Here is a 12,831-nt window from a genome sequence, read left to right as displayed (position 1 = left end):
GTGACCACCAACGAAGAGCGCTCCCTCCCCGACGCGTTTCTGCGCCGTTGCATCGTGCACCAAATGCGCTTGCCCCGGGACCGTCAAAGCCTTTTCGAATGGCTCTTCCGCCGCGGGCGGGCGCACTTCCCCAAGCTTGACGACGAAGTGCTCAACCAGGCCGCCGAGATGCTCTGGGAGGACCGCAAGCGCTTCCTCGACTTGCGGCTGGCGGCGCCGGGAGGGGCCGAATACCTGGATCTGCTGCGCATCGTGCACGAGCGCGGTGAGGATCTTGACGAGCAGATGAAGCTGCTGGAGATCGTAGGAGACTTCGTGCTCAAAAAGCACCCCCAGGAGCGCCGGGATTGAGCGATTCAGGGCATCCTGGCCCCGAGGCCGCCACCGGTCGGGCGGATCTGCTGCGGGCCTGGCTCGACGGCGACGACGCGGGCCTGGAGCAGATGGCAGAGCTGCTGGGTTATGAGCGTCGTCCCCAGCGGCCTTCGGAAGATCTCTCCCAGCCAGATCTAGCATCGGTCCTGGCTTTGGAAGAAAAGAGTCGTGCCAATCTCGCTCCGACACCGGCGCCTCAATCCTGGCGTCCCATCCCCTTCTGGCGAGTGACGGCGGTGGAGTGGCGGGAGAAGATCGGCGACGAAGCGGAGAAAGAACGTCGAGAGAAGGCTCAAAGCCGGGATCGTGAGGCTGTCGAGCTGCTCCGCGAGCAAGATTTCGAGCCGGTGCCGCTGGCCAGGGGCGAGACGCCGCCGGAGCCTCTATCCATCGCCCCCTGGCCTCGGCTGCGCCGGCGGTTGGACCAGGAGCTGCGCACCATCCAGCGGCGCCGGGAAGTGGACGTGGATGCGCTGGTGCAGCGCTGGGCTCGGGGCGAGGTGGTCCAGCGCATGCCTCGCCGCCGGGGCCTCTTCCACGAGCGCGTGGCTCTGATCCTCGACGGCAGCTCCCGCCTCGGTCCGTTCCACACCGATCAATTGCGCCTGGCGGCGACGCTGGTGCGCTGGCTGGGGATGGATCGCCTACGCCTCCTCCCGCCCCCGGGGCATTCCACGCCCACGATGATGCCGGGGGAGGTAGTGCTCGCGGTGAGCGACCTGGGGACCTATGGGGGTGCGGGGGTTCGTGCCGAGTGGGAACGCTACGGCCGCAGCCTGCGGTCCCAGGGCGCACGTTTGCGGGCGCTGGTTCCCTGTCCGGCTGCCCGCTGGCCTGTGGGGGCCTTCGAGCTTTGGAACGCCATCGATTGGAGCGCGCCAGAGCGGCCCCGGCGACGACGACGGGCTCTTCCGACCCAGGAGATGGGGTCTGCGGCTACCCATGAGGAGGAGTCTTCAGAGCCCGATAGGTTGGAGTCTCTGCCGGCCTCGTCGAGTGCGGAGGCGGCTACTAGCTTTGGGGAGCCGCTAGGAAAAGACTCCAAGCTCCTCCAGAGCCTCCTGGCGGCGCTGTCGCCAGCGCTGAGAGTCGAGCCGGAGCTCCTCCGAGAGATCCGTCACGCCCTCGGTCCCGAGGCTGATCTGGCCTTGGAGGCGGAGGTTTGGGCTCACCCCCACGTGCAGGGTGCCGAGTCCGGAATCCTGGCCGTCCGGCCCGAGCAAAGTCCGCGCCTCCAGCGCCGCTTCGCCGAGCTCGACGGCGACACCAAGGCGGCGGTGGCGCTGGCGATCCTGCACTGGCATCGGCTGCTGCCGCCGGAGATCCTGCACGTGGAAATCGCTCACCTCCAGGCCGCCGGGGTGCCGAAGGAGGTGCTGGGGCGGGAGCGGGTGGCCGCCGCCGAGACCTGGTTTCGCCGTAGTGCTTTGACGCTCCGTCAGATCGCACCGCAAGGCTCGGCGGTCGGGGCCGGCCTCGATGCGTTCGCGCAGCGCCATGCCCGCAAAGCCCCAGCGGCGCTGTGGTCGCTTCCGGGTTATCGGGAGGCGTTGGTCTCGACGGTGCGGCTGCTGCGGCAGCGGCATTCGGACTTTCAACTGCCCGCGGGAGCGACTCCGGAGATGCTCGATGGGGACGATGGCCCTCCGCCGGAGCGCAAGCTCACGCTCTGGCAGGAGCCGGGCCGGCTGCGGGTTCTTCCCTTCGGTACCCCCGGCCAGGGGAGCCCGCTGGTGAACTTGCTGGCTCGGGAACCGCGGATTTCCGTTGGAATGGAGGACCAGCCACCGCGGGAGCTCGATTTCGATGCCGAAGATCCCTCGCTGGGTTGGCCGAAGCCTGTCTCTACCCTCGAAATCGTCACCGACGTTCACCGTGTTCATCTCAACGCGGGTCATCGGCCGGAGTGGGCGGTGGCTGCTGGGCGGGACCGCTATGGGTTCTGGGCGGCGTTTGAAGTGGAAGGACAGAAGAAGCAGGTCGCACAGCAGCGGATGCGGTGGATTCCGCCGGGCCGGTTTTGGATGGGGTCGCCGGAAAGCGAAGAAGGAAGATACGGCGACGACGAGGGGCCACGGCATTTGGTGGAGTTGTCGGAGGGGTTCTGGCTGGCGGAGACGCCGTGTACGCAAGAGCTCTGGGAGGCGGTGATGGAGAAGAACCCGAGCGAGTATCGTTCCGCCCGACGGCCGGTAGATTCGGTGAGCTGGGAGGACTGCCAGAAGTTCTGCGTACAGTTGAAGAAGAAGCGGAGGAAGCTGAGCTGCCGCCTGCCCACCGAGGCAGAGTGGGAATACGCATGTCGGGCAGGCACCGAGACGGCAACCTGGGTCGGGGATCTGGAGATCCTCGGCGAGCGCAACGCTCCTCTTCTCGATGACATCGGCTGGTACGGCGGCAACAGTGGGAAGAACTTCGACTTGGAGGAGGGCTTAGACTCTTCGAACTGGAAAGAGAAGCAATACGAGCACACTAGGGCAGGAACTCGAGAGGTCGGTCTGAAGGATCCGAATCCATGGGGGCTCTACGACATGCTCGGGAACGTCTACGAGTGGTGCAGTGACCACTGGCAGAATCGCTATGACGCGAAGCCCCAGGTGAATCCTTTGGGACCCGAGGAGGGCGCGGATCGCGTGTACCGCGGTGGCTCCTGGTTCTCGCACGCGCAGGATGTGCGTGCGGCGTACCGCGTCTGGTACCACCCGGGCTTTCGCCGCCTCAACCTGGGCTTCCGCCTGGCCCTAGGTCAGGGGCGCGGAGCGCCGGCGGCGGAGCCGCTGGGGGAGTTCGGCCGGGGGCAGGGACGGACGGGGGCTTGAATGAAGCGTAGTAGCGCTCCCCCCACCCCCCACCCCATCGATCAAGGCCACCCTCCCGACTGGGCGGTGGAATGGGGAGAAGACCGCTACGGAGTGTTCGCAAGCTTTGAGGTGGAAGGCGTGCCGCAGCGGCTGCGGTGGATTCCGCCGGGACGGTTTTGGATGGGGTCGCCCGAACACGAAAAGGGCCGCTGGGATGATGAAGGCCCTCGGCACTTGGTAGAGCTGACGGAAGGCTTCTGGCTGGCAGAGACTCCGTGCACCCAGGCGCTGTGGCAAGCGGTGATGGGAGAGAACCCAAGCCGGTTTCAGTCACCGCAGTGGCCGGTGGAGCAGGTGAGCTGGGAGGACTGCCACCGCTTTTTCGAGGCTGTAGAAGAGAAGGAGCCGAGGTTGAAGTGCCGGCTGCCCACGGAAGCGGAATGGGAGTATGCGTGCCGGGCGGGGACCGAGGGTGCGACGTGGGCGGGAGATCTGGAGATTCTAGGAGCGAACAACGCACCGCTTCTTGATGACATCGCCTGGTACGGCGGCAACAGCGGGAAGGGCTTCGACTTGGAGGGCGGCGTTGATTCTTCGGATTGGCCGGAGAAGCAATACGACCATACCGAAGCCGGAACTCGAGAGGTAGCGCTGAAGGAGCGCAACCCCTGGGGCCTGTACGACATGCTAGGGAACGTCTTCGAGTGGTGCAGCGATTGGAAGGAGGAGTACCCTTCCGAGTTGCAGGTGAATCCTGCGGGCTCGGAGCGGGGCGCGCATCGCGTGCTCCGCGGTGGCTCCTGGCGCTCGTACGCGCAGTCCGTGCGTGCGGCGTCCCGCTACTGGAGCCACCCGGCCGCTCGCAGCGACCACCTGGGCGTCCGCCTGGCCCTAGGTCAGGGGCGCGGAGCGCCGGCGGCGGAGCCGCTGGGGGAGTCCGGCCGGGCGGCCGGGGTGCGGAGAGCGAGGGACGAGCCGGAGCCCCCGGGGGCCGGGGCGGACGGGGGCGGTGGGGGGGAGGTGGCGCTGCCACAGTCGGGACCGCGTGGATTCCCGCGTTCGCGGGAATGACGGGGTGGTGATGGAGGCGTTGGTTTTTATAGTTGGTGTAGATGGTGGCTGCAGCCCCGCGAGGGGTTGAAACCTCCTCGCTATTCTATCTCGCCCCTGTCGGGGGCGACTCCCCCGCCCTCGACGCTGGAGCGTCTCCCCCGGCTCCGACGCTGGAGCATCGGAGCGAGTTTTCTCCCGGGGGTGATTCCCCTGGGAGCGCCGGCCGCTGGCCGGCTCCGGGGTGGGTGGGGGTGGCGTCCTCCGGAACGGAGGCCGCTATGGAGTAGCGAGGGGTTTGAACCCCTCGCGGGGGTTCCCGCTCGCTGCGCCCTTGCGCGGCGCGCCCCCGCCCCCGACGCTGGAGCGTCTCCCCTCGGCTCCGACGCTGGAGCATCGGAGCCAGCCTGCGCCGGACTATCGATCCCACCCCGCCCCATTTCGCGGTAATCTCCCAGGACCATGTCCCCGCTACCCGTCCTTCAGGACAAAGACTCCAAGCCCCCGAAGATCGCCCGCTCCCGGACCGCCAAGTGGCGGGCGGGGGTGTTGGTGTTGGTGCACTTGGTGATCGCGGCGCATATTGCCCATTGGTTGATGACAGGGTCGTCGGTGACGCCGGTGGAGCCTTCGGAGGCGATGGCGTTCTCGAAGGGGAATATGGTCAATGCGGGGTTGATCTTCTTCGCGGCGACGATTCTATTGACGGCGGTGTTCGGGCGGTTTTTTTGTGGTTGGGCGTGCCATCTGGTGGCGCTGCAGGATCTTTGCCGGTGGTTGTTGGGGAAGGTGGGGATCAAGCCGGCGCCGTTGCGGTCGCGGGTGTTGCTGTGGGTGCCGCTCCTCGCCTTCGTCTACATGTTCCTGTGGCCGGTGGCGTATCGGTTGTGGATCGGGGATTCGTTTCAGCATCTGGGCTTCGAGATGACCACCTCGGAATTCTGGGCCACTTTCCCGGGGTGGGTCGTCGGCGGGCTGACCTTTCTGACTTGCGGCTTCGTCATCGTCTACTTCCTGGGCGCCAAGGGCTTTTGCACCTATGCCTGCCCCTACGGCGCCATCTACGGGCTGGCGGACAAGGTGTCGCCGATGCGCATTCGGGTCACCGACGCCTGCGCCGGCTGTGGGCATTGCACGGCGGTGTGCTCGTCCAATGTGCGGGTGCACCAGGAGGTGCGGGATTACGGGATGGTGGTGGATCCGGGGTGCATGAAGTGCATGGACTGCGTGAGCGTGTGCCCCAACGATGCGCTCTACTACGGCGCCGGTCCCATCAGCCTGGGGGCGAAGCCGCGGGTGGAAGAGCCGCGGCGGCAAGGCCCGCAGCTTTCCTGGGGGCAGGAAGGCGTGCTGGCGGTGGCCTTTGCGGCGGCGTTTTTCACCTTCCGCGGGCTCTACGGAGCGGTGCCGTTCCTGATGTCGCTGGGGCTGGCGGCGGTGTTGGCGTACCTGACGCTCTTCGCGGTGAAGCTGGCGTCGCGGCGGGCCATGGCGTTCCGTGGCTGGCGGCTGAAGCGGGAGGGCAAGCTGCTGCCGGCGGGGTGGGTGGTAGTGAGCCTTCTGGGCGTGGTGGGGATTTTCTGGGTCCATAGCGCGGTGGTGCGGGGGCACGCGGCGCTGGGGGAGCGGGCGTACCGCTCAGCGGCGCCGTGGCGGACGGCGTTGGATGTCACCGCGCCGGTGCCGGCGGTGGGGTCGGCGGAGCGGGAACGGGTGCTGGACGCTCGGGATCATCTGATCAAGGCACAGAACTGGGGCTTGGTGAAGTCGCCGACGACGGCGGCGAAGCTGGCCTATTTGGAGATGCAGGCGGGGTTCTCCCGCGAGGTGGAGGCCCACGCCGAGGAAGCGCTGGCGGGGGGGGAGGATGCGGCCTCCATGGAGCAGCTGCTGGCGCGGGTGGCCTGGTCCCGGGGGGAAGAGGCGCGGGCGAAGGAGGCCTATCGGCGGGCGCTGGAGGCGGCGCCGGAGAGACCCGGGGCGTATGTGAATCTGGGCATTCTGCTGGGGCAGAGCGGCGACCTGGCGGGGGCCGGGGAGGTGTTGGAAGAAGGCCTGCGGCGGGCGCCAGCGACCCCCAGCCTGACCTACAACGCCGGCCTGGTGAAGGCCATGACTGGCGACGTGGACGGCGCCGTGGCGCGCTTCCAGGCGGCACTGGAAGCGCAGCCGGAGCTGCGGGAGGCGCGGGAGAATCTAGCGGGCGTGCTGGCCTCGGCGGGGCGCTTCGAGGCCGCGGTGGAGCAATTCCGCATCGCTCTCGCCCAAGCCCCGGAGGATGTAGAGACGCGCTTCCTGCTGGCCCGGGCCCTTCTCGGCGCGGGCTCTTCGGCGGCGGCGGCGGCGGAGCTGCGGGAGGTGCTGCGGCGCTCGCCGGGGCATGCGGGGGCGGAGCAGCTGCTGCGGCAGGTGGAGGCGCGGGAGTAGCCTCACACCGACGATTCTGCACTCTCAACAGCTCTTGGGCTACAATCCCAAGGCGACCGGACGATCAACTCTGCGGAGCAGACCGCAGCTTTCACGCGGGAGGACGGAGATGGACGAGAAGCCTCAAAAGATTTGGCGCCGCTTCAGGATTGGAATTTGCTGCGCTTTGGTCCTGGCGGCGGTGGCGGGGGCCATGCTGTGGTCCGGTGGAGCGGATGCCGGCCCCGGCCGGAGCGGGCCGGACGTCACGGTGCTCTATCTCACCAGCGTGGCCAACAACGGCGTCTCCGGCGGCGTGCGCGGCTATAGCGTCGGCACCACCTCGTGCAATATCGGTAACGAGCCGCTGTGGTGGTGCAACGACGCTGGCGATACCTTTTGCGACGTCAACCAGCACCCGGTCATCGCCCAGAATCTCTATCGGCTCAAGGACGGCCGCTTTGAGCAGCTGGGGATGAGCTGGCTCAAGCACGGTTTCTTCTCGGTCAATTCTTCCGACTCCACCTGCGGCTCCAGCTGCCAGTCGCCGCCCCATGGCGGGGACCAGCTGGGCGTGGGCTGCACCGATCCCTACGGCTCCGGGCTCAACGGTAGCCGGCCCCTGGGCATGCGCTCGGAGGTCAACGGCGCCACCGGCGAGTTCCCCTATCCCTACACGACCGTGGGGCACAGCGGCGTCAACCAGTGGATCCAGGTGAAGGAGAGCGAGGTCGATCCGGCTCAGAACACCGGCGCCCGGTATTGGGTCGAGGGCCACTACATCGCCGCCGACGACGCCGAGGCGGGGAATGCTCTGAACAACGCCTCCCACCGCGAGGTGCTGGTGAGCGGTGCGAATTTCGACCTGCAGGTCACCGGCCCCACCATCTGGCAGGAACCGGCCATCTCCGCCTGGCAGGCGGTGGATCCGACGGTGCAGATGATGAACATCGATGTGCCGACGCCTCTGGGCGGCCTGGCGGGTTCCATCACCGAGCGCTTCCACGTGGCCCGCAAGGTCACCGACACCGCCGGCGGATTCCATTACGAGTATGCGATCCACAACCACAACTCGGACCGCAGTGCCAACCGCTTCCGGCTGGAGTTCCCGGTCGATACGGTGATCAGCAACGCCGGCTTCCGGGACGTGCCCCATCACTCCGGCGAGCCCTATGACGCCAACGATTGGGTGGTCACCATCGACCAGGCGGCGGGGACGGTGACCTGGGAGACCGACGATCACGCCGTCAACGCCAACGCCAACGCCCTGCGCTGGGGCACGATGTTCACCTTCTGGGTGGACGCGGAGGAGTCGGTGCGGGCGCACCGCCTGGACTTCTTCAAGCCCGGCACGCCGGCGGGGGTGTATTTCACCTTCGGTGGTGGCAGCGAGCCCATCTTCATCGACGACTTCGAGTCCGGCAATGCCAACAGCTGGACGGATGTCTTCCCCTGATGGGTTCTGGCTCTGAGCTATAGACCTCACCCCTACCTCGGGTGAGCCGAATCGAAGAAACAGCGCGCCTTCCCGGCAACGGGGAGGCGCGTTTCGTTCATGGGTAGCTCGAAGCGGGCCGGGTGACCCATCCCTCGGGGCCGATGACCAGGTCGCGGTGGCGCTGGGGGTCGTCCGAGGGCTGCCATTGGTGGGCCTCGTAATTCCTTAGATCCTGGTGCTCCAAGACGCCGTCGGCGCCGGCGCTGGCGAGGCGGTAGTCGCTGCACAGCAACGCCCTCTCTGTGGAGTCGTCTTCAGGTCCGGAGGGCGCCGCCTCCGGGGGCCAGCATTGGTAGGTGAAGGCTCGTTCCCAGCCGTCGCTGGCAGCCATCGAGGGGGCCTCGGCCACGGGGCCGGCGCCGGAGAGCATCTCCACCAGCTGGCCGGTGTCGGAAGCGGCGGGATAGTAGCCTTCCACGGCGTGGAAGCGGTCCAGGGCGTCGGCGACGGTGCGCAGGTCCGCCAGGGAGCGTTTTTGCTTGGCCAGGCTCAGGGCGTCGACGAAGTTGGGGATGAGGAGGGCGGCGAGGATGCCGATGACGGAGATGACCAAGAAGAGCGCTGCCGCTGCGCCGAGGATGATCAACGGGATGGAGATGGGGTTGGACTGGGCTCTCGGCGTGGGGTAGGCGGCGGGGGTGGAGGCTGAAGAAGCCGCGGCGGGCGCCGCAGCGGTGCCGTGGGTGGAAGTGCCGGCGACGGCACTGCTAACGGGGGCGCCGCAGCGGGGGCAGAAGCGGGCGTTGCCGCCGGAGGGTAGGGGAGCGCGGCACTCGTTGCAGCTTCCCGCAGCGCCGGCGGGGGCGGAGCGGCGGCTGCGCCGGAGGAAGAAGACCACTCCCACCACCAGTCCCACCGCTCCCAGGAACATCACCAGCAGGAAGCCGCAGCCGATGGCCGCCGCGACATCGTCGGAGATCTCCGGCTCCGAGGTCTGACCGTCTCCGAGCAGATAGAGGGAGTAGCCGCTGTTCTCGCCGACGACGCCGAGGGCCTGGACGTAGCGTTGGAGGTAGTTCGGCGGGACCCGGTCGGCGACGGTCTGAAGATCGTAGACCAGCTCGATGCTGTGGGATTCGACGGTGGAGCTGACCTGGTAGGTGAACCAGGGGTTTTCCTCGACCACCTCCACCGGGTCGAAGTCCCACCTGCGGAGGGTGCGCAGGTCGATGATCTCGCGGACTTCCAGACCCTTCGGAAGGTGCAGTGGGGCCGTGCGCTCCAGCCGTGCCGGCTCGGTCAGTCTCGAGCCGACGGTGAGGGGCAGGAGGTCACAGGTGGTGCCGGCCTCGTCCGGCTGCCAGCAGTCGAGGATGCGGTAGCGCTCGAAGATCTTCAACCGGTTGGCGTCGCGGTCGTCGGACACCCGCAGCGGCCTCAGGGGCTCTACGGTGCGCTCACCGGAGGTGTAGAACTCGACGTAGCTGTCCTGGATCTCTTCCAGGGAGTAGGAGTCGAGCTCGGCCCGCTGGCTCTCCGCCTGGGCTCCCTCGAAGGTGGTGACGATGTCGACGACGAGATCGTCCTGGGCGAGGTCGAGCTCATAGGCGTGGTGGACTTCCCGGCGGCCGGGGCGGGAGTGGTGCTCGGGCAGGACGGTGGGGGCGGTGACGCCGGGGCGTAGCTCGAGGGCGGTGCGGTAGCGGGGGAAGTAGAGGCTGTCGAGATCGCCGCCTTGGAGCTCCAGGGTGGGGTCGACCCAGAACACTCCCTGGGGAAGCCGGGCCACCGTCACCACGTGATCGAAGACCAGCGGCGAGGGGTGGAAGCGCCGCAGGTCGGGTCCGGAGCTGTTCACCAAGGCCGGCCAGGCTTCGATGCCGAGGCTGTCCAGCAGGGTGATGAGCAGGCGGGTTTTGTCCTTGCAGTCGCCGTAGCGGCGGCGGGCGATGTCCGCCACGTCGTGGGGAGCGTGGGAGTGGTGGCCGAGGAGGATGCCGAAGTAGCGGACCTCGTCCTGGACCCAGCGGCTGGCGGCGAGGAAGCGGCCCTCCGCCGCCACGGCGTCGAGGTGGGAGGCGCCGGAGGGGCCCCGATGATCGAGGGCGATGGTCTTCCACACCTCCCGGAGCTCTTCCGGCAAGGCCTGGGGTAGGTAGAGCTCGCGCCCCCAGGCGGAGACTTGCTCCCAGCTGTCGAATTGGCTCACCTGCACCAGCGGCAAGGGCTCGTGATCCGGCGGGGTGTCTTCGTCCACCGGCACCGCGGCCACGTCCCGGCGGTGCCAGATTAGCTCCTGCCAGCGGCCGCGGCGCACCTTCTCCGGCTCCTCGTCGGTGCCCTGGAGACGGTAGTGCAGGGGCTCCCCGGTGGGGGCTCGGAGGCGCACCCGGAGCTCCGCCACCGGGATGCTGTAGCCGAGATAGAAGGATGCGGCGTAGCGCTCGCCGAGGATGGGGTTGCGCCCCTCCAGGGTGTAGGAGAAGCGCACCAGGTCCCCGACTCGCACGTCCTCCAACAACAAGAGCAGGCTGAGGCGCTCGTCGTAGAGGCGGCGGCTGAGCTCGGACTCCCGTTGCAGCACCGAGCCCTGGGCGGAGGCCAGGCGATCGGTCCATGCGCCGTCCCGATAGACGTCGAGGTGATGGATGCGCAACCGTTGATGCCGTGGATCGAAGACCACTTCCCATTGGGCGGCATCCTGGAGGCCGGCTTGGGTGAGGACCTCCACCACCAGCGAGCTGTAGATGCTGCTGTCCGTGCCCTGCAGCAAGACTTGATCGTCGCTGATGCGGTAGGCGAGGGCGGAGGAGTCTCCCGCCGTCGCCGGTGCCGGCGGATCTTCGAGCACCTCGACCCAGGTCGGTGGGGGGCTCTGGGTCAGAGCCGGGTGCTGGGGGAGCGCGGCTCCTACGGGGAGGGCACCCACGACTGAGCACAGGAGGAAGATTCCGGCGGATAGCAGCCCGAGGGCGGCTGAGGTTCGGGGCATCGATGAGCTCATCGAGTCTCCAGGGAGGTAGCGGGTTGGGAAACCTCTATCTTATGCCGTTTGCTGGTGCAGGGGGGGGGGAGAGGCGGGGGTGATTCCCGAAGCTTGCTACGGTGCCCGCTGTTGGCTCTGCGATCCCGAACGGTAGCAGTGAGGAGCCTCGTCAATTCCTGTACAGAACTTGTGATAACAAGACAAGAATTGTCGGTAGGCTTGACTTTGTAATAACAGCATGTCAATATTGATTAATATTTTTCCGCGCTGAGGGCTCCACTTCTCATCTGATTTCGCCGGGATCGATCCCGGAAAGGAGTGTGAGGAGTATGTCTGGCCTGCAGCTGAACACCACCTATATCAATCCCAACGTCGAGGCGTTCTTCTACCGGATGAACGACGAGCAGGGGCAGGGTCTGGAAGACCTCCTCTCGCTCTACTCCCCCCGCGGTCCGCTGCGCAAAGTGGTGACCTATTTCGGTCCCGCTGGCGGCATGCCCATCCATGTGGGCCACAGCGAGTACTACGATTTCGATTACATGCTCCGGCGCATGACCGGCCTGTCGGCCCTCGACAGCGGGCTCTCCCAAAGCCTCTTCGCCGGCGGCAAGGGCGACGACATTCCCCATATGTTCGTCTCCAGCCTGGGTGAGGCAGTGGAGCGGGTGCTCGGCTCCCTGGCGGTGTTCGAGAAAGGCGAGGAGATCCTTTACGACACCTACAAGGGCATGATGAAGCGGGGCTATGACTGCATGGGCCCAGGGGATATTCCACTCTTCGCCGAGGAGCAATACGAACGCGGGACGGTCTACTACGACCGCTTCACCGAGGACAGCTTCTTGGGCTGGATCGAGGGCGAGCAGCTGATCAGCGGTCGCAAGGTGTGGATGCCGGTGCAGATGGTGGCGATGTTCTACTCCCTGCGCCCGGACGAGGACATGGTGGGCTATTCCACCAGCGGTGGGTTGGCGAGTCACATCACCCGCCGGGAGGCCCTCTTCCACGGCATTACCGAGCTCATCGAGCGCGATGCGGTGAATCTGCGGTGGGTTTCCAACATGTCTCCGGATCTCATCGAAATCGATCGCGCACCGATCCTGCCGGGGCTGCAACGGCTGATGGACTCAGGCAAGGGCATTCCCGGGGACTTCGGCTTCTATCTACAGACCGCGGACATCCCGGAGGTACCGGTGGTGACGGTGCTGCAGGTCTGCCCGTGGCTGAAGAAATGGGCCTACTACTCCGGCGGCGGCGTCAATCTGGACATCGATTCGGCGATGCTCCAGGCCCTCACCGAGTTCGGCCAGTCGGAGCGCAGCCTGCGCCTGGCCCAGACGGCGCCGGAGCGCGGCTTCGCCTACGGAGTGCGGCGCATGTTCGACGTGCCGGAAGACACGCCGGTGAGCCAGATCGACATCTTCTTCAAGATCATCGCCTACTACGGCTACCCCAGCAACGTCGCCAAGATGGGCAAGTACATGAAGGGGGAGACCAAGATCCCCCTGTCCTCTCTGCCCAGCGACCCGGACTCCACCGACGTCCAGCGCTTCGATGCCCTGGTGGAGGTGCTCAAGGAGCACAAGATCGACCCCATCGTCTTCGACTTCACCCCGCCGCAGATGAAGCGGGTGAAGCTGATGAAGGTCTACATCACCGAGCTCGCGCCCCCCTACCTGCACTCCAAGCCGTTGCTGGGCTCCGAGCGCTTCTACGAGATGCCCAAGAAGCTGGGCTTCCGCTCGGACCGACTGAAGTTCGACGACCTTCGAACCGAC

7 protein-coding genes are annotated in these 12,831 nt (G+C 66.9%); 6 read left to right on the top strand and 1 reads right to left on the bottom strand.

Annotation, left to right across the window (positions count from 1 at the left end; genetic code table 11):
• From SX243_21305 to SX243_21285, 5 genes are all read left to right on the top strand, one after another.
• The coding region (locus SX243_21305) for an AAA family ATPase (GenBank protein ID MDY7095523.1) at positions 1-351 on the top strand (351 nt) is incomplete at its 5' end.
• Positions 348-3,194, top strand: coding sequence for a formylglycine-generating enzyme family protein (locus SX243_21300; GenBank protein ID MDY7095522.1), 2,847 nt, complete (start codon positions 348-350; stop codon positions 3,192-3,194). The genes SX243_21305 and SX243_21300, both read left to right, overlap by 4 nt.
• On the top strand, positions 3,195-4,247 hold the full coding sequence (locus tag SX243_21295; protein ID MDY7095521.1) for a formylglycine-generating enzyme family protein: 1,053 nt from the start codon (positions 3,195-3,197) through the stop codon (positions 4,245-4,247).
• Positions 4,248-4,688: 441 nt separating this feature from the next.
• Positions 4,689-6,653, top strand: coding sequence for a tetratricopeptide repeat protein (locus tag SX243_21290; GenBank protein MDY7095520.1), 1,965 nt, complete (start codon positions 4,689-4,691; stop codon positions 6,651-6,653).
• A 109-nt stretch (positions 6,654-6,762) separates the two neighbouring features.
• Positions 6,763-8,088 carry a hypothetical protein gene (locus tag SX243_21285; GenBank protein MDY7095519.1) on the top strand — a complete coding sequence of 442 codons (1,326 nt, stop codon included), beginning with the start codon at positions 6,763-6,765 and terminating at the stop codon, positions 8,086-8,088.
• Positions 8,089-8,185: 97 nt separating this feature from the next.
• Here the strand turns inward: SX243_21285 and SX243_21280 are convergent, their stop codons facing one another.
• On the bottom strand, positions 8,186-11,062 hold the full coding sequence (locus SX243_21280; GenBank protein MDY7095518.1) for a DUF3857 domain-containing protein: 2,877 nt from the start codon (positions 11,060-11,062) through the stop codon (positions 8,186-8,188).
• A 323-nt stretch (positions 11,063-11,385) separates the two neighbouring features.
• On the opposite strand from SX243_21280, the gene SX243_21275 reads away from it, so the two are divergent.
• Positions 11,386-12,831: YcaO-like family protein (locus tag SX243_21275; protein MDY7095517.1), on the top strand; the 1,446-nt coding region annotated here is incomplete at its 3' end.

The organism is Acidobacteriota bacterium (assembly GCA_034211275.1).
Lineage (GTDB): Bacteria > Acidobacteriota > Thermoanaerobaculia > Multivoradales > JAHZIX01 > JAGQSE01.
The sequence above is the reverse complement of the archived record's forward strand: the minus strand, read 5'-3'. Positions and strand labels throughout refer to the sequence as shown.